General features: G+C 67.1%; 19 protein-coding genes. 10 read left to right on the top strand and 9 right to left on the bottom strand.

The genetic code is table 11. From position 1 onward, the window contains the following. From ACGI6K_RS17435 to ACGI6K_RS17425, 3 genes are read right to left on the bottom strand one after another with little or no spacing between them, the layout of a single operon-like run. Entirely contained in the window at window positions 1–1,233 is a 1,233-nt protein-coding gene (locus ACGI6K_RS17435) for a TIGR03862 family flavoprotein (protein ID WP_376945681.1), read from the bottom strand. Window positions 1,234–1,287: 54 nt separating this feature from the next. Continuing rightward, a complete protein-coding gene (locus ACGI6K_RS17430; RefSeq protein WP_376945683.1) occupies window positions 1,288–2,208 on the bottom strand; it encodes a histone deacetylase family protein in 921 nt (306 codons plus the stop codon). A gap of 54 nt (window positions 2,209–2,262) precedes the next feature. Continuing rightward, complete coding sequence (locus ACGI6K_RS17425; protein WP_376945685.1) at window positions 2,263–2,499, bottom strand: hypothetical protein; 237 nt, start codon at window positions 2,497–2,499, stop codon at window positions 2,263–2,265. Window positions 2,500–2,664: 165 nt separating this feature from the next. Between ACGI6K_RS17425 and bfr the strand changes: the two genes are divergently transcribed. Continuing rightward, window positions 2,665–3,129: a bacterioferritin gene (bfr, locus tag ACGI6K_RS17420; RefSeq protein ID WP_376945687.1), complete on the top strand. Its 465-nt coding sequence runs from the start codon at window positions 2,665–2,667 to the stop codon at window positions 3,127–3,129. Window positions 3,130–3,177: 48 nt separating this feature from the next. Here bfr and cueR read toward each other — a convergent pair whose 3' ends face one another. Then, window positions 3,178–3,594 carry a Cu(I)-responsive transcriptional regulator gene (gene cueR, locus ACGI6K_RS17415; protein ID WP_376945689.1) on the bottom strand — a complete coding sequence of 139 codons (417 nt, stop codon included), beginning with the start codon at window positions 3,592–3,594 and terminating at the stop codon, window positions 3,178–3,180. Between the two features lie 102 nt (window positions 3,595–3,696). Here cueR and ACGI6K_RS17410 point away from each other — a divergent pair, with 102 nt between their 5' ends. Continuing rightward, window positions 3,697–3,894: a heavy-metal-associated domain-containing protein gene (locus ACGI6K_RS17410; RefSeq protein WP_376945691.1), complete on the top strand. Its 198-nt coding sequence runs from the start codon at window positions 3,697–3,699 to the stop codon at window positions 3,892–3,894. Here the strand turns inward: ACGI6K_RS17410 and ACGI6K_RS17405 are convergent. Further along, complete coding sequence (locus ACGI6K_RS17405; protein ID WP_376945693.1) at window positions 3,873–4,526, bottom strand: TetR family transcriptional regulator; 654 nt, start codon at window positions 4,524–4,526, stop codon at window positions 3,873–3,875. The genes ACGI6K_RS17410 and ACGI6K_RS17405 overlap by 22 nt on opposite strands. A gap of 273 nt (window positions 4,527–4,799) precedes the next feature. Here ACGI6K_RS17405 and ACGI6K_RS17400 point away from each other — a divergent pair, with 273 nt between their 5' ends. Then, entirely contained in the window at window positions 4,800–5,978 is a 1,179-nt protein-coding gene (locus ACGI6K_RS17400; protein ID WP_376945695.1) for a multidrug effflux MFS transporter, read from the top strand. 9 nt (window positions 5,979–5,987) lie between these two features. Here ACGI6K_RS17400 and ACGI6K_RS17395 read toward each other — a convergent pair whose 3' ends face one another. After that, window positions 5,988–6,152, bottom strand: coding sequence for a hypothetical protein (locus ACGI6K_RS17395; RefSeq protein WP_376945697.1), 165 nt, complete (start codon window positions 6,150–6,152; stop codon window positions 5,988–5,990). Between the two features lie 265 nt (window positions 6,153–6,417). On the opposite strand from ACGI6K_RS17395, the gene ACGI6K_RS17390 reads away from it, so the two are divergent. Both ACGI6K_RS17390 and ACGI6K_RS17385 read left to right on the top strand, forming a co-directional pair. Then, the gene (locus tag ACGI6K_RS17390; protein WP_376945699.1) at window positions 6,418–6,684 is read left to right on the top strand and encodes a PepSY domain-containing protein; all 267 of its coding nucleotides are present in this window, start codon (window positions 6,418–6,420) and stop codon (window positions 6,682–6,684) included. A 6-nt stretch (window positions 6,685–6,690) separates the two neighbouring features. Continuing rightward, window positions 6,691–7,218, top strand: coding sequence for a cytochrome b/b6 domain-containing protein (locus ACGI6K_RS17385; RefSeq protein WP_376945701.1), 528 nt, complete (start codon window positions 6,691–6,693; stop codon window positions 7,216–7,218). A 323-nt stretch (window positions 7,219–7,541) separates the two neighbouring features. Here ACGI6K_RS17385 and ACGI6K_RS17380 read toward each other — a convergent pair whose 3' ends face one another. Then, entirely contained in the window at window positions 7,542–8,312 is a 771-nt protein-coding gene (locus ACGI6K_RS17380; RefSeq protein ID WP_376945703.1) for a phytanoyl-CoA dioxygenase family protein, read from the bottom strand. Window positions 8,313–8,409: 97 nt separating this feature from the next. On the opposite strand from ACGI6K_RS17380, the gene ACGI6K_RS17375 reads away from it, so the two are divergent. From ACGI6K_RS17375 to ACGI6K_RS17365, 3 genes are all read left to right on the top strand, one after another. Further along, window positions 8,410–9,273 carry an alpha/beta fold hydrolase gene (locus tag ACGI6K_RS17375; protein ID WP_376945705.1) on the top strand — a complete coding sequence of 288 codons (864 nt, stop codon included), beginning with the start codon at window positions 8,410–8,412 and terminating at the stop codon, window positions 9,271–9,273. Between the two features lie 120 nt (window positions 9,274–9,393). Next, the gene (locus ACGI6K_RS17370; RefSeq protein WP_376945707.1) at window positions 9,394–10,197 is read left to right on the top strand and encodes a DUF4892 domain-containing protein; all 804 of its coding nucleotides are present in this window, start codon (window positions 9,394–9,396) and stop codon (window positions 10,195–10,197) included. Window positions 10,198–10,311: 114 nt separating this feature from the next. Continuing rightward, window positions 10,312–11,415 carry an AI-2E family transporter gene (locus ACGI6K_RS17365; protein ID WP_376945709.1) on the top strand — a complete coding sequence of 368 codons (1,104 nt, stop codon included), beginning with the start codon at window positions 10,312–10,314 and terminating at the stop codon, window positions 11,413–11,415. Window positions 11,416–11,452: 37 nt separating this feature from the next. On the opposite strand, the gene ACGI6K_RS17360 is transcribed toward ACGI6K_RS17365, so the two are convergent. Next, entirely contained in the window at window positions 11,453–12,442 is a 990-nt protein-coding gene (locus ACGI6K_RS17360; protein ID WP_376945711.1) for a patatin-like phospholipase family protein, read from the bottom strand. A gap of 114 nt (window positions 12,443–12,556) precedes the next feature. Between ACGI6K_RS17360 and selD the strand changes: the two genes are divergently transcribed. Beyond that, on the top strand, window positions 12,557–13,594 hold the full coding sequence (selD, locus tag ACGI6K_RS17355) for a selenide, water dikinase SelD (RefSeq protein WP_376945713.1): 1,038 nt from the start codon (window positions 12,557–12,559) through the stop codon (window positions 13,592–13,594). After that, window positions 13,594–14,706, top strand: a complete 1,113-nt coding sequence (gene mnmH, locus ACGI6K_RS17350) for a tRNA 2-selenouridine(34) synthase MnmH (protein WP_376945715.1) — start codon at window positions 13,594–13,596, stop codon at window positions 14,704–14,706. The genes selD and mnmH overlap by 1 nt, the downstream gene beginning before the upstream one ends. Here mnmH and ACGI6K_RS17345 read toward each other — a convergent pair. Beyond that, complete coding sequence (locus ACGI6K_RS17345) at window positions 14,667–15,878, bottom strand: glycosyltransferase family 4 protein (protein ID WP_376945717.1); 1,212 nt, start codon at window positions 15,876–15,878, stop codon at window positions 14,667–14,669. The two genes, mnmH and ACGI6K_RS17345, sit on opposite strands and share 40 nt — an antisense overlap. Between the last annotated feature and the right edge of the window lie 849 nt (window positions 15,879–16,727).

Below are 16,727 nucleotides of genomic sequence, written 5' to 3'. Positions count from 1 at the left end.
CTATCGGTATCCGAGCCAGCGCAGCAGCCCGTGGGCCGCGGCCCGGCCGCCGGCGAAGCAGGCGGTGAGCAGGTAGCCGCCGGTCGGCGCCTCCCAGTCGAGCATCTCGCCGGCGCAGAAGATGCCCGGTGCCTCGCGCAGCATCAGGTTTTCGTCCAGTGCCTCGAAAAGCACGCCGCCGGCGCTGCTGATCGCCTCGTCCAGCGGGCGCGGGCGCACCAATTCGAGCGGCAATGCTTTGATCAGCCCGGCCAACCGTTCCGGTTCGGCGAAGGCGGCGGTCGGCGCCAATTCGCGCAGCAGCGCGGCCTTGGTCCCGTCGAGGCCGAGCTGGCCGTGCAGGTGCCTGGCCATGGAGCGCGAGCCGCGTGGCTTGCGCAGGGCGGCGAGCACCCTGGCCGGCGCGTGCCGTGGCAGCAGGTCGATGAAGACGGTGGCGCCGCCTTCGCGCTCGATCCTGTCGCGGATCGTCGCGGACAGCGCGTAAACCAGGCTGCCTTCGATTCCCCCGGCGGTCAGCACGAACTCCCCCTGCCGCGCCGGCCCGTCGTCCAGGCCCAGAGCGACGTTCTTCAACGGCGCGCCGGCGAAACGTTCGCGCAGGTGCGCGCTCCAGCCGGCCACATCGAAGCCGCAGTTGGCCGGACGCAGGGGCGCGACCGCCATGCCGCGCGCTTCCAGCAGCGGAACCCAGGCGCCGTCCGAGCCGAGCCGCGCCCAACTGCCGCCGCCCAGGGCGAGCAGGGTGGCGGCGGGCCGGATACGCCGCTCGCCCGCCGCAGTGGCCAGGCGTAGGGCGCCATCGGCGTCCCAGCCGAGCCAGCGGTGACGGGTGTGGATTCGCACGCCAGCCTCGCGCAGGCGCCGCAGCCAGGCGCGCAGCAGCGGTGCGGCCTTCATGTCGGCGGGGAACACCCGTCCGGAGCTGCCGACGAAGGTGTCGATGCCCAGGCCGTGCACCCATTGGCGCAGCGCCTGGGCATCGAACCCCTCCAGCAGCCGTCCGATTTCCGCGCGTCGCGTGCCATAGCGGGATAGGAAGGCTTCGCGCGCCTCCGCGTGGGTGATGTTCATCCCGCCGACCCCGGCGAGCAGGAACTTGCGCCCGACCGAGGGCATGCGTTCGTACAGCTCGACGGCAAGGCCCGCCCGGCTCAGCACCTCGGCGGCCATCAGTCCGGCCGGTCCGCCGCCGATGATGGCGACCATGGGGGTGGAAGTGACGTCGGACATGCAGGCTCCTGGGCAGAGGCGGGGGGCGCATTCTACTGCGCCGACGGTACGGCTTCAGCCGAGGCCGAGTTCCCGCCAGAGGCGCGCGGCGCTGTGGTGGAGAATGCCGTGGCGCCGCGCCAGGGCGGCGCGGTCCCGGTCGTAGCCGCCGCCGATCACGCCGAGCACCGCGATCCCGCGCGCGAGGCAGTGGCGCAGCACGGTGCCGTCGCGGGCGGCGAGGCCAGCATCGCTAAGCGCTAGGTAACCGAGGGCATCGTCCTGGTGCACGTCCACGCCGGCGTCGTAGAGCACAAGGTCCGGCTGGTACAGCGGCAACAGGTAGTTCAGCGCGTCGTCGACCACCTTCAGGTAGTCGGCGTCGCCCATGCCGCGCGGCAAGCCGATGTCCCAGTCGCTTCTGGCCTTGCGCGCCGGGAAGTTCTGCTCGCAGTGCAGCGACACGGTGATCGCCTCTGGGGTGTCTTCGAGGATGCGCGCGGTGCCGTCGCCCTGGTGCACGTCGCAGTCGAAGATCAGCACGCGGCCGACCCGCCCGCTCGCCAGCAGGTAGCGGGAAACCACCGCCAGGTCGTTGAAGATGCAGAAGCCGGAAGGATGGTCGTGGTGGGCGTGATGAGTGCCGCCGGCCAGGTGGCAGGCGAGTCCGTGTTCCAGGGCCAATTCCGCGGTCAGCAGCGAGCCGCCCACCGCCAGCACGGTGCGCCGGGCCAGCGCCGGGGTCCAGGGCAGGCCCAGGCGGCGCAGTTCCTCGCTGCTCAGTGCGCCGCTGCAGTAGCGCTCGATGTAGGCCGGGTCGTGGGCCAGGGTGAGGATGTCCGTCGGACAGGGCTCGGGGCGGCGCAGCTCGGCGTCGCTGGTCAGGCCGCTGTCGACCAGATGATCGTGCAGCAAGCGGAACTTTTCCATGGGAAAGCGGTGGCCCTCCGGGAGGGGCGGGCTGTATTCGTCGTGGTAGACCAGCGGCAAGGACATGGCGGCACTCCGCGGCAAGGGGCGGTCCATGATGGCGGGCAGCCGTGGCGGGGCTCAAGTGCGCCGGATGCGGATATCGCTGACGCCAAGCTCCTCGGTGCGGCTTTCCAGGCTGGGCCGGGTGGGCCGCTCCCAGGGCGCGTCCTCGGCGATCTGCAGTTGCGCAATGTGCTTGAGCAGGATCTGCAGGCGCGCCTGATTCAGGGTCGGTTCGCTGTAGCCCTGCATGGTCAGGGAGTCGCTCCGGCCGTTGATGCTGTACTGGACGATATAGTGTTCGAGTCTGGTCATGGTGCTCTTCCTGCTTGTCGCTGTAGCGTTTGACCTGCAGAATCATGCGGGTTTCCTGATTTTGGCCGGCTATGCTTCTGGGAAACTCGGTAAGCGGCCGGTCTTGACCATGAAGCGCCCAAGACCGATCCTTGCGCGCTTTCTTTCAGTTAACGGGGGGTTTAAATGCAGGGGCAGGCGCAAGTCGTCGACTATTTGAAGGAATTGCTGCGCGGCGAACTGGCGGCACGCGATCAGTACATGCTGCACTCGCGGATATACGCCGATTGGGGCCTGAGCAAGCTCCACGAGCGCATGGACCACGAGATGAGCGAGGAGACCCAGCATGCCGACGCTCTGCTGAAACGCATCCTGTTTCTGCAGGGAGCGCCGGACATGAGTCCCGAGCCGATCAATCCGGGGCAGACCGTGCCGGAAATGCTGCGCAACGACCTGGCGCTCGAGTACCACGTGCGCGACGCGCTGGCCAAGGGCATCGAGCTCTGCGAACAGCTCGGCGACTATGTCACCCGCAACATCCTCCAGGCGCAGCTCGACGACACCGAGGAAGACCATGCCTACTGGCTGGAGCAGCAGCTCGGCCTGATCGATCGCATCGGCTTGCAGAACTACCTGCAGTCGCAGATGTGAGTTTCCGCTCCGGCCTACGGCCGGAGTCTTTCGCCATGGGGCTCGCCGTCAGGATGGACATCGGTCCATGCGCTGGCCGCCCGTCTTCAGCTCCCTGATGATCGGACAGTCCGGGCGCTCGTCGCCCCGGCAGTGATCCACCAGGTTGCGGAGCGTGTCGCGCAGGCTGGCGAGTGTATCGATCCGGCACTCCAGCCCTTCGATATGCGCGCAGAGCAGCGCCTTCACCGCGGCGCTGGTGCGCTGGCTGTTTTCCCAGAGGTCGAGTAGCCAGCCGACCTCGGCCAGCGAAAAGCCCAGATCCCGCGAACGCTTGATGAAGGCGAGGCGCTGCAGATCGGCCTTGGTGTAGTGGCGATAGCCATTGGTACCGTGCCCGGCCGGGGCGATCAGGCCGATGGCTTCGTAATGGCGGATCATTTTGGCGGACAGGCCGCTGTGCTTCGCTGCTTGGCCGATGTTCATCGCAGCTTTCCTCTACAGGGCCACTGGCCCGTTCCGGGACTTGACCTTGCCCGGGGGGCAAGCTCGACACTGTGCCCTCCCATTCTCTAGAGGAGTGTCAGGATGCAGAAGTTTCAAGTGAAGGGCATGAGTTGCGGCCATTGCGTACGCGCCGTCACCCAGGCGGTGCAGGCGCTGGATGCCGCAGCCGAGGTGCAGGTGGACCTGCCCAGCGGCGAGGTGAGGGTGACCAGCCGGTTGCCTGCCGAGCAGGTGATGGAGGCGATCCGCGAGGAGGGCTACGAGGTGGCGCCGGTCTGAACGGGGCGCTGGCCGGCGATCCGCCAGTCGCAGAGCAGGCCACTGAACAGGGCGTCGATCATCACCGGCGCCTCGATCTGGAGGTCGAACAGTCCGGGATCGCGCAGGCCGTCGCTGAGCATGCCGACCAGGGTGGCGTGCAGTAGGCGCGCCGCCAATGGCGGGCTGATGCCGGGACGCAGGCGTTGCCGCTCGCGTTCGAACTGTTCCTCGCTGAGGGCGATGAACTGGTTGATGAAGTTGGTATGGCGTTCCTGGGCGTCGCTCAATTCGTCGGTGAATTCGCAGCGCATCAGCAGGATCGTCAGGATGTTGCGCTCCTGCTCGTTGACGGCCAGGTCGGCCATGATTTCCACGAGCAGGTCGCGCAGATTCTGCAGGGGGTAAGCTTGCGCCGGGGCATTCAGCCGCTCGGCGATCTGTTCCGGCCGAGGGCGGACCTGGTCGAGTATCTCGTTGAGCAGATGGCTCTTGTTCTGGAAATGCCAGTAGACCGCACCACGGGTCACGCCGCTGGCGCGGGCGATCTGTTCCAGGCTGGTATGGGCCACGCCGTTGCGTAGAAATAGCCGCTCGGCGGTAGCAAGGATGTTTTCGCGGGTCTTTTCGGCATCAGCCTTGGTTCGGCGCATAGCGTGTTCTGAATGATTGGCGGTAATGAAAAATCCCTTTACGGGCTGGCTCCAACCCTTGGCCCGTGCAGGAGCTGCGCCAGTCGACAGGACCGGTTGCGCTCGGCTGAGGTACTGGAGTTTACCTGCCTTTGCTGCCTGGAACGCTCTGTTTACTCCTTGTTTACAAGCACATCCGCATGTAAGCATCCGCCGGATGCCGTCGTATCCTTCGCCCTCCGTTCTTCTCCAAACGTTCCGTGGCCGTCCTCGCTGCGGAGGGAGTTCGCCCACTTGACTCTACCCTTGCTGCTGATTCTCGGTGCCCTGACGGCCTTCGGTCCACTGGCCATCGACTTCTACCTGCCCAGCTTTCCTACCCTGGCCGCCGCCTTCGGCACCGATGTGGAGCATGTTCAATTGTCCCTGGCGGCCTATTTCATCGGCATGACCATCGGCCAACTGGCCTACGGGCCGCTGGCCGACCGCCTCGGCCGGCGCCTGCCACTGCTTTTCGGCGTCGCATTGTTCAGTTTGGCATCGCTGGCTTGCGCCCTGGCCGGCAGCCTCGAGCAACTGATCGTGGCGCGCTTCGCCCAGGCGCTCGGTGGCTGCGCCGGCATTGTGGTCGCCCGCGCCGTGGTCCGCGATCTGTGCGACCCGCTGACCAGCGCGAAGGTGTTTTCCCGCCTGATGCTGGTGATGGGACTGGCACCTATCCTCGCGCCCCTGGCCGGCGGACTGTTGCTCCAGGCGTTCGGTTGGCAGTCGATCTTCCTCTGCCTGGCCCTGTTCGGTACGCTGACCTTCCTGGCCGTACTCCTGCTGCTGCCGGAAACCCTGGCCGGCGATACGCCGCGCCCTTCCTTCGGCGAGGGTTTCCAGCGCTACTTCGGGCTGCTGCGCGACCGGGAGTTCATGAGCTTCAGCCTAGCCGGCGGGGTGGCCATGGCCGGGATGTTCGCCTACATCGCCGGCTCGCCGTTCGTCTTCATCGAACTCTACGGGGTACCGGAGGAGCACTATGGCTGGCTGTTCGGCAGCAACGCGGCGGGCTTCATCCTGGTGTCCCAGCTCAATGCCCGGGTGCTGCACTGGCGCGGCCCGGGGTTCTGGCTGCGCCGGGTGATCTGGCTGCATGCCGGCAGCGCACTGGTCTTGCTGCTGGTGGCGCTGGCCCGGCCGGCGACGCTATGGCCACTGCTGCCGCCGCTGTTCGTCTGCATTGCCAGCCTCGGGGCGATCATGCCCAACGCCATGGCCTGCGCCCTGGCCAAGCAGGGTGCTCAGGTGGGTAGCGCCTCGGCATTGCTGGGCAGCCTGCAGTTTTGCATGGCGGCGCTGGCCTCGGCCCTGGTCGGTGCGCTGCACGACGGCAGCGCCCTGCCCATGGCCCAGGTGATCGGCCTGTGTGCACTGATCGCGGCGGGCGTCGGCTGGTACAGCGGCCAACTGGATACCCGGTCGCGTTGAGCGCGTCGTTCAGCGCTCGTTCCGCGGCCAGGAATGCGGTGCCTTCAGGCGGTTCTCCAGGCGATTGGCGAACTTGCGGGCCTCGTGTTCGCTACGAAACGGTATCGCGAACCTGTCCAGTTGCACCGTCCAGCGGTCCCGGGGGCCGACGATCGGTCGAATGATGACGTGCATGGCTTTCTCCTTTCTTGTCGCCGCCGGGGCAGGTCGCGCCCGGCACTACCTTTCTTTCCGGAATGCTCCGGCTGCGCGGCGTCGCGCTGGATGACACGGGTCAAGAGGGGCCGGAAGCGCACTGTGGCAAATCGCCTGCCCGCGGCGTCGCTTGCCGATGGGTGATCGAGCTTGGCCGTAGCGATCATGCTGGCCGACTATCGTTAAGGTTGCTTTAATGCGACAGGCACAGAGTCGCGCCACTATTTCACACGAGGTCGTTTCCATGCGCAAAATCATCCTGCTGGGTCTCGCCCTGGCCAGCCCGCTGGCTCTCGCCGGCCCCCGCTGCAGCGAGGTCGACAAGGCCCAGTGGCAGGACTCGGCGAAGTTCCAGGAACAGCTCAAGGCTCAGGGCTACGAGATCAGGAAGTTCAAGGTTACCGACGGCAACTGCTACGAGATCTACGGATTCGACAAGGACAGGCGCAAGGTCGAGATCTACTTCGATCCGGTGAGCGGCAAGCCAGTCAAGGAAAACATCAAGGACTGAGCGGTCGTGGGCAGCGAAACCCTGCGCCTGTGGGACCCGCTGGTGCGCCTGTTCCACTGGTCGCTGGCCGGCGTGTTCGTCGCCAACTATTTCTTTACCGAGACGGGCGAGTCCTGGCATGTCTGGCTGGGCTACTTCGCGCTGGCCTGGATTCCGATCCGGGTGTTGTGGGGATTCGTCGGCACGCCGGCGGCGCGCTGGGCGGATTTCTGGCCGACCCGGGCGCGTCTGGCCGAGCACCTGCGGGCGCTGGGGAGCGGTCGTTCGTACCACCGGCTCGGTCATTCGCCGCTGGGCGCGCTGGTGATGATCCTGATGATGGCCTGCATGTCCGGCCTCGGCGTGAGCGGCTTCCTGATGAAGGAGGTCGACTACTTCTGGGGCTCGGATGCGCTCGAGGTGCTGCACGAGTCGCTGGCCGACGTTCTGCTCGTGCTGGTCTGCCTGCATTTGGCGGCGGCTTTGATCGAAAGCGTCCGTCTGCGCGAGAACCTGCCCCTGTCGATGATCACCGGTCGGCGGCGCAAGCTGTAGCCGGGAATTGCCCAGCCGATTGGCGATTTTTTACGCAACCTGCTGGAGCCCGCGCTGGCTCGACATCCGGCCCAGCCATCCCGGCTTTATCCACAGCCTTTTCCCCGCCTATTGTTGAGAAACGCAGTCCGATCTCGGGAAAAACCCTCCGCTGCTCGGGAGCCTGTGGACGAAGGGGAGGGCAGGCCACCGGGGCGGCGCTGGACGAAAACTGTACGGAGCGTCCGCGAGCCAGGTCCGCTGCGGCCGCCAGCCACTCATCCCGGCGTTATTCACAGTTGTGCCCACAGTCTTTGTGAATAAAAGCCGGATGCGGCGTCCCATCAGTCGTATTCCGCCGGCTCGTGGTCGCCCAGCAGGCGTCGCTGGCGCGCCGTGCAGGCGGCCAGCACTGCCGGATCGAAGCGCCAATACAGGTAGGGCGAGAACTTCTGCGCCACCATCCGCCGGCCGTAGTGCACCTGCAGCAGGTAGCGTGTCCGGTCCGGCGTGCGGTTGCGACTGCCGGCATGCCAGAGTTCGCTGCGAAAGAACAGCAGGTCGCCGGCCCGGCACAGTACCGGTTCGGGCGCGAGGCCCTGCCAGTGCTCCTCGCCCGGATGGGGCGGCCGACCGGCGCGGTGGCTGCCGGGAATGACCAGGGTCGGACAGAGATCCTCGTCGATCTCGTCGAGGTAGAGATGCGCCGTGCAAATCTGCATGGGCAACTGGAAGGCCGGATCGGCGAGCAGGTTCGGCGGCAGTTCCATGACCAGATAGTCGAGGTGCAGGCCGGCGCCGATGAAGCCGGGATGGCAACGCCAAGCGGTCTGGCCGATCACATGGCAGTCGGCGCCGAGCGCGGCTTCGGCCAGTTCGATCACCCCCGGCAGGTCGAGGTAAGGCAGCCACAGAGGCGATCGGTCGAATACGCACTTGTAGTGATCAACCAGGCCGGTGTAGTCCCAGTGCTCGGGTTCGAGACGATCGATGGCGTCGCGCAACCTGGCGATCTGTCCGGCATCCAGCGCGCCGGGCAGCAATGTGAAGCCCTCCTCGTGCAGCGCCTGCAGACGCCGGGCGGTCGGTTCCGGGATGACGGAGACATGGGGCATACTTTCGGTTTCCGCTTTTCGCTCAGTCTAGAACCGTCGGCGCGGGCTCTGCATCCGCTATGCTGCGGCTCCTCATCCTGGTCGCCGAGGGTCGTCCATGAGCCTGCACTGCGAAGAGGTTCGCCTCAATCTGCCCCATATCGAACTGGCCGCCCATCTCTATGGACCGGAAGACGGTCCGCCGGTGCTGGCCCTGCATGGCTGGCTGGACAATGCCATGAGTTTTTCCCGCCTGGCGCCGCGCCTGGCGGGACTGCGCATCGTCGCCCTGGACTTCGCCGGCCACGGCCATTCCGCCCATCGTCCGGCCGGCCTGGGCTACAGCCATTGGGAACATGCCTTCGACGTGTTGCAGGTCGCCGAGCAGTTCGGCTGGCAACGCTTCTCTCTGCTCGGCCACTCCATGGGCGCCATCGTCGCCGTGCTGCTGGCCGGTGCGCTGCCGGAACGGGTCGAGCGGCTGGCGTTGATCGACGGCGGCATGCCGATCACCCGCGAGGCCGCCGAGGCGCCACAGCAACTCGGCGATGCCCTGCGCGGGCACCTGGCGCTGGCTGGCAAGCGCAAGCCGGTCTACGAGAACGTCGAGCGGGCGGTGCTGGCGCGCATGCACGGAATGGCCGCGCTGAGCCGCGAGGCCGCCGAGCGGCTCGCCGAACGCGGCTTGATGCCGGTGCCCGGCGGTTATACCTGGCGGGCCGACAGCCGTCTGCGTCTGCCCTATGCGCTGCGCCTGGACTCGGCCCAGGCCGAGGCGTTTTTGCGTGCGGTGCGTTGTCCGGTGAGCCTGGTACTGGCCCGCGAGGGGCTGCTGACCGGCCGGCCGTCGCTGGCGGCGCTGCTGGAGCAGCTATCCTTCGAGGTGCACGAGCTGCCCGGCGGACATCATCTGCATCTGGACGACGAGGCCGGCGCCCAGGCTGTAGCAGACTGTTTCAAAGCGCTGTTCCCCGCGTCTTGACTCGCCGGGGACTGCTCGGGAGAGTGGCCGCACTTCCGGGAGCTGTCATGGTGGCAGGCCATGTGTGCCTGTCCGCCGCGCCTCCCACCGTTCGTTCGAGCCGAGTCTTCGAGGAGCCAGATGCGCCTGAGCCTCTTCTGCTATCTGCTATTGGCCGGCAGTTCCCTGTTAGCCGCCGACCTGCCAGACGGCCACGACCACGAGGTGCTGCCACGCTTCCCCCAAGCCGAGATCGTCGAGTCCAGTCAGGGCGATGCGGAGCGCCGCTACCCCCTGGGCGGCATTCAGCGGATCAGCGGACGCCTGCGCTACGAGCGCGAAGTTCTGGCCGAGGGCCGGCTGTCCGCGACCACCTACCAACTGCCGGTCGGGCATCTCGCCGCGGAGGCTTTCGCCCAAGCCCGCGAATCCCTGCTCCGGCAGGGGGCCGAACTGCTCTACTGGTGCGATGGGCGCGACTGTGGCTCCAGCAGCCTGTGGGCCAATACGGTATTCGGCAATGCCCGCCTGTACGGCCTGGAAGAGCGCCAGGCCTTCGCCCTGTTGCGCCTGGCCGCGCCGCGCCGCGACAGCCTGCTGGCGCTGTACGCGATCACCCGCGGCAATCGCCGGGATTATCTGCATGTCGAGCAGCTCGATGCCGCCGCCGCACTCGGCGAACTGCTGCCGACCCCGGCCACCCTGCTGCGCCAGTTGCGTACCGATGGCCAGTTGCTGCTGCCGGCGTTGAGCGGCGAGCCGGGCGCGGCCTGGGTCGATGTGCTGGCCCGCAGCCTGATGCTCGACAGTACCCTGCGGGTCGCCCTCGCCGGGGCGCAGGCGTCCGCCTGGCGCGGCGCGCTGATCGAGCGGGGCGTGCGGGCCGCGCGTCTGGAGCTGGACGAGACAGCCGTCGACGGGTTGCGTCTGAGCCGCCTGCCGTGAGTCGGGCCAGTGTTCCCCCGGTCGTTGCCCGGTGCCTTTTCCGTCGCCTGCCTCTGTCACAATGGCGATGCCGTCCAATCCTTGGCAGTCCTTTCGATGGAGTTGCGAGTCCGAATGTTCAATAACGATCGTCTGCTGGTGCTGCTGCTGCTTCTGGCGCTGCTCGGCGCCTGCCTGTGGGTGCTGCTGCCGTTCGCCTCGGCGCTTTTCTGGGCGGCCGTGCTGTCCTTCGCCAGTTGGCCGCTGATGCGCCTGCTGACCGCCCGGTTGAACGGCCGGGAGTCGGTGGCGGCCGGGTTGCTGACCGCCGGCTGGGTGATCCTGGTGGCGGTGCCGCTGCTGCTGTTCGGCTTCAATCTGGTCAATTACATCCGCGAACTCACCGGGCTGATCAACACGCTGCGCCTGGAGGGCCTACCGCCGCCGCCGGAGTGGTTGGCCGGAATGCCGCTGTTCGGCGACGAACTGGTCGACCTCTGGCGTACCGTCGATCAGCAGGGGCTGGCGTTGTTCGCCACGCTCAAGCCCTATCTGGGCCAGGTCGGCAACTGGCTGCTGGCGCGTAGCGCCAAGCTCGCCGGAGGCATGCTGGAACTGGCCTTGAGTCTGGTGCTGGTATTTTTCTTCTATCGCGACGGGCCGCGCCTGGAGCGTTTCGTGCAGAGCTTGCTGACGCGGCTGATCGGCGAGCGCGCCAAGCATTACCTGGAGCTGGTCGCCGCTACTGTGCAACGGGTGGTCAACGGGGTGATCGGTACCGCCGCGGCCCAGAGTGCCCTGGCGCTGATCGGCTTCTGGATCGCCGGGGTGCCGGGAGCGCTGCTACTCGGCCTGCTCACCTTCGCCCTCAGCCTGATTCCCATGGGTCCGCCGTTGGCCTGGATACCGGCCACCGCCTGGCTGGTCTGGCAGGGCGACTACGGCTACGCGATCTTCCTCGGCATCTGGGGCATGTTCGTGATCAGCGGCGTGGACAACGTGCTCAAGCCCTACCTGATCAGCCGCGGCGGCAACCTGCCGCTGGTGGTAGTGTTGCTCGGGGTGTTCGGGGGCATCTATGCCTTCGGCTTCATGGGCCTGTTCCTCGGCCCGACGCTGTTGGCGGTGGCCTACAGCCTGCTCAGCGACTGGGTGAGCGAGGTGCGTCCGGCGGAGCTGCCGGCCAGCCCGGCGCCGCGGCGGGAAGCCGGGGAGGAGAGGGTTTCCTCGGGCCCGTGATACTGCTTCACGAACCGAGTCGCTGCGTCGACGGGCTCTAACGCTCGTTCTCGCGTTCGTAGGTGTCCAGGCTGTCGCGGGCGATCTGCCGGCCGAGCTGGATCATCTCCGGCGCCCTGTGGAACTCGAAGAAGCGGCAGGCCTGCTTGGGCACGTTGATCAGGATGTCCGGCGGATAGCCGGCGATCTTGTACTGGGTCAACGCGTTCTGCATTACCTCCAAGCTCTGGTTGACCAAGTCGAGCAGCGTCGCCGGGGCGAGGGAGTCGACTACCTTGGCGCCGCTGGCCGACTTCGGCGCGCTTTCCGTCTCCGGCGCGGACGGCTCGTCCGGCTCCTCGCGCAGCGCTACCGGCAGCGGCGTGCCGTCCTCCTCGCGTCGGCGGAACGGCAGGCGCGAGCCGAGCGAGTCGAGCACGGCATCGACCCGGCTCCAGCGCAGCGCCGGACGCTCGCTCGCCGGCAGCCGGTACTGCTTGTGGTTGGGCGCGCCGAGGTTGACGGCGACGATCAGGTCGCAGTGGCTGGATACCACCGGGACGATCGGCAACGGGTTGAGCAGGCCGCCGTCGACCAGCATGTGATGGCCCTTGGTCACCGGGGTGAACAGGCTGGGAATTGCCGCCGAGGCGCGCATCGCCTGGTGCAGGCAGCCTTCCTGGAACCATACCTCCTGGTGGGTGGTGAGATCGGTGGCCACCGCGGTGAAGGGGATCGGCAGGTCCTCGATGTTCACTTCGCCGACGATCTCGCGGATGTGTGCGAAGATCTTGTCGCCGCGGATCACCCCCAGGCTGAAGCTGACGTCGAGCAGGCGCAGCAGGGCCAGGTAGTTCAGGCTCTCGATCCACTGGCGGTACTCGGGCAGCTTGCCGGCGGCATGGATGCCGCCGATCACCGCGCCCATGGAGCAGCCGGCGATGCAGCCGATCTCGTAGCCGCGGGTTTCCAGTTCCTCGATCACCCCGATGTGGGCGTAGCCCCGTGCGCCGCCCGAACCCAGTACCAAAGCCACTCGTCTGCCCATGGGATCTTCCGTTCCGCTCGTTTCCCGAACCATACGCCGGGCAGGGCGCGGCGCCAAGGCAGGCTTTTGGTACAATTCGCCGCCTTTTCAGTTCCCTGTTTTCGAGGACGCCCCATGAGCGAGCCCATTCGTCTGACCCAGTACAGCCATGGCGCCGGTTGTGGCTGCAAGATCGCCCCCAAGGTGCTGGAAGTGATCCTCGCCGGCAGTGGCGCACAGAATCTCGACCCGAAGCTCTGGGTCGGCAACGCCTCGCGCGACGACGCCGCCGTGTACGCCATCGACGAGGAGCGCGGCGTGGTGTCGACCACCGATTTCTTCATGCCGATCGTCGACGACCCCTTCGACTTCGGGCGCATCGCCGCGACCAACGCCATCAGCGATATCTACGCGATGGGTGGCGATCCGCTCCTGGCTATCGCCATCCTCGGCTGGCCGATCAACAAGCTACCGCCGGAAGTGGCCCGCGAGGTGATCGCCGGCGGTCGCGCGGTCTGCGATGCGGCGGGTATCCCGCTGGCCGGCGGACATTCCATCGACACCCCGGAGCCGGTCTTCGGCCTGGCGGTGACCGGCATGGTGGAAAAGCATTTTCTCAAACGCAACGACACCGCCAGCGCCGGCTGCCGCCTGTACCTGACCAAGCCGCTGGGCATCGGCATCCTCACCACCGCGGAGAAGCGCTCCAGGCTGCGGCCCCAGGATGTGGGCGTGGCGCGCGACTGGATGTGCACCTTGAACAAGCCTGGCAGCCGCTTCGGCAAGCTGGCGGGGGTCAAGGCGATGACCGACGTCACCGGTTTCGGCCTACTCGGCCATCTGGTCGAGATGGCCGACGGCAGCGGGCTGTCGGCGCGCATCGAGTTCGCCGCAGTGCCGCTCCTTCCCGAGCTGGACTACTACCTGGAGCAGGGCTGCGTCCCCGGTGGCACCCTGCGCAATTTCGACAGCTTCGGCGAGCGCATTGCGCCGATGCCGGAGCTGTGCAAGCTGATCCTCTGCGACCCGCAGACCAGCGGCGGCCTGCTGGTCGCGGTGAGCCCCGAGGGCGAGGCGGAGTTCCTCGCCTGCGCCGCCGGACTGGGCCTGACGCTGGCGCCGATCGGCGAGATGGTCGAGCGACAGCGCTTGGCGGTCGAGGTGCTCTTCTGATGCGCGCCGATACCGCCGATTACCTGCAGCTTTTCCTCGAAAACGTCCCCATGATGGACACCCGCGCTCCGGTGGAATTCGCCGGCGGCGCCTTTCCCAACGTACTCAACCTACCGCTGATGACCGACAGCGAGCGGCAGAAGGTCGGCACCTGCTACAAGCAGCACGGCCAGCAGGCGGCCATCGAGCTCGGCCATCGGCTGGTATCCGGCAGGACCAAGGAGTCGCGCATCCAGGCCTGGGCGGATTTCGCCCGTGCCCATCCCGAGGGCTACCTGTACTGCTTCCGTGGCGGCCTGCGTTCGCAGATCGTCCAGCAGTGGCTGAAGGACGAGGCCGGCATCGACTACCCGCGGGTGACCGGCGGCTACAAGGCGATGCGTAACTTTCTCCTCGATACCACCCGCCAGGCCACCGCACAGTGCACGTTCGTGCTGGTCGGCGGCCTCACCGGCACCGGCAAGACCGAGGTGATCGCCGCCCTGGGCAACGCTCTGGACCTCGAAGGCCACGCCAATCACCGTGGCTCCAGCTTCGGCAAGCGGGCCACACCGCAGCCGGCGCAGATCGACTTCGAGAATCGTCTGGCCATCGACATCCTGCGAAAGCGTGCGGCCGGTGTCGGCCGCTTCGTGCTGGAGGACGAGAGCCGCCTGGTCGGCAGTTGTTCGCTGCCGCTGGAGCTGCACCAGGGCATGCAGCACTATCCGTTGGTCTGGCTAGAGGACAGCTTCGAAGGGCGCGTCGAGCGCATCCTGTGCGACTACGTGGTCGATCTCTGCGCCGAGTTCGTCGCCGTCGAAGGGCCACAGGCCGGTTTCGCCGCCTTCGCCGCGCGCCTCACCCAGAGCCTGGCGAACATCGTCAAGCGGCTCGGCGGCGAGCGTTACCAGCGGCTGTCGACGCTCATGGCGCGGGCTCTCGCCGAGCAAGAGGCGGGAGGTGGCGTCGCGTTGCATCGCGACTGGATCGTCGGCCTGCTGCGTGAGTATTACGATCCCATGTATGCCTACCAGCGCGAGAGCAAGGCCGGGCGCATCGTCTTTTCCGGCGATCGGGAAGCCGTGCTGGCCTATCTGCGCGAATGCGCGGCGGGAGCCGTCGACGGCTGAGCGTGCCGTTTCTCCGATGCCGGGACGGTCGGCGCCTGCAAGGTGCTACGCAGGTGCTCCTCGAATTGCCTGACGATGGCCGCCCAACCCTGGTGGCTGGCATGCTGGCGGGCGTTCAGGCGGACCCTGCGCAAGTTTTCCTCGTCCTCCAGCAGCCAGTTGGCCGCTTCGATGAAGCTCTGCTCGTCGCCCGGCTCGGCCAGCGCGCCGTTGTGTCCGTGACGGATGTGCTGGGCGGCGGCGGCCTGCTCGTAGGCGACCACGCCGAGCCCGGAGGCGAGCGCCTCCAGTACCACGTTGCCGAAGGTTTCCGAGAGGCTGGGGAAGATGAACAGATCGCCCGAGGCATAGTGGGTGGCCAGCGTCTCGCCCAACTGCATGCCGCAGAAGTGGGCTTCCGGCCACTGCTGGCGAAGGCTGGTGTACAGAGGCCCGTCGCCGACCACCACCAGCTTTAGCCGGCGCTGCGGATGGGCCGCCTGTAGGCTGCGGAAGCTGTTGCCAAGCAGGCCGAGATTCTTCTCCGGCGCCAGCCGTCCGACGTGCAGCACGACCAGGTCGTCGTCGCCCACTCCCCAATTGGCGCGCAGGCTGGCGGAGCGCCGGGCCGGATGGAACAGGTGGCTGTCGACGCCGCGGGAGAGCAGTTCCAGGCGCTCGAAGCCGCGCCGGGTCAGTTCCATGCGCTGGCTGGTGCTGGGCACCAGGGTCAGCCGGGAGTGGTTGTGGAACCAGCGTAGGTAGCCGGTCAGCAGGCGGGTTAGAAGGCCGAAGCCGTAATGGCTGCTGTATTGCTGGAAGTTAGTATGGAAGCCGCTGATCGCCGGAATCCCCAGGCGCCGCGCGCAGCGCAGGGCGGACAGGCCCAGCGGTCCTTCGGTGGCGATGTAGATCACGTCCGGGGGCTCGCGTTTCCAGCGGTGCAGCAGCTTGCCGGTGGCCGACTGGCCCCACTGCAGGCCCGGATAGCCGGGCAATGGCCAGCCGCGGGTCAAAAGCAGCTGCTCGTCGCCGCGCCGGCCCCGGTCATTGCCCTGCCGAGGGCGCACCACTTGCACGTGGTGGCCGCGGGCGCGCAACCCGTCGCACAACCGGCCCAGGGTATTGGCGACGCCATTGACTTCAGGGGGGAAGGTTTCGCTGATCAGGGCGATATGCAGGATGTCAGTCATGACCGTCAGTCTCGGAGCATAATATGTCAGACCGATGACAGCCGGCTGACGTTCCGGTGATGGGCGACGTTCTGTGGCGATCGGAAGATCGTTCGTCGGCCCCGCCTGCCTCGGGGCGTGGCCGCCGGATGCCTTTGCGCGGGGGGCGGGACGGCTCCATTGGCCTGCGACGATACCCGCAAGCGGCGCTACGTCCGTTGCGGCCATCGACCTCGCGTCGTCCGTTTCACTGCCATGAGCGACTCCATGGGGTTAGATTACCGGGCTGCCCGCACTCTTGTTCCGGATCTCGCAAAAGGCATTCGCCATCCATGTCGACTGCTCTTTCCCTGGTGCGCTATCTGACTTTCTTCGAACCGATACGCCGGTTCGCCGTTTTAGAAGCAATGGCCCACGCATGAACGTGTTCGAAATCATCCGCTGGGCCGGGACGAAGGCATCACCCTCGAGGTGAGCGCCGATCGCCTGGATGCGGACGATATCCGCCCCCGTCGCTGATGGCCGAGCTGTCGGCCTGCGAGGCCCCGATCGTCGAGATCCTGAAGCCGTCCAAGGAATCCTCGGCGCAGGGCCTGGACGATCTCGGTGTCCGGTTACCGGTTCTTCCTGATCGGCCCCGGCATGAGCAGCACCCAGGCGTTGGCCCTTGCCCGCTGGCGCTGGAAAGAGGCCGAGATCGTCGATTGAGTCCAAAGGCGGCGCCCTCCAGGCGGGCCGTTTCCCCTTGCATCTCCAGGCCAGTCCCGTCTTGCCGGCCCGGCTATCGGCAAGGCCGGTCCGCCGCTCTCGCATACCTGCCCCCGTATTGTTGCGCCGGCCATCCGAGCGGGCGTCCTGGCTCCGCCGGCG

Source organism: Azorhizophilus paspali, assembly GCF_043587585.2.
GTDB classification, from domain to species: Bacteria; Pseudomonadota; Gammaproteobacteria; order Pseudomonadales; family Pseudomonadaceae; genus Azotobacter; species Azotobacter paspali.
This window is presented reverse-complemented; position numbering and strand designations above follow the sequence as displayed.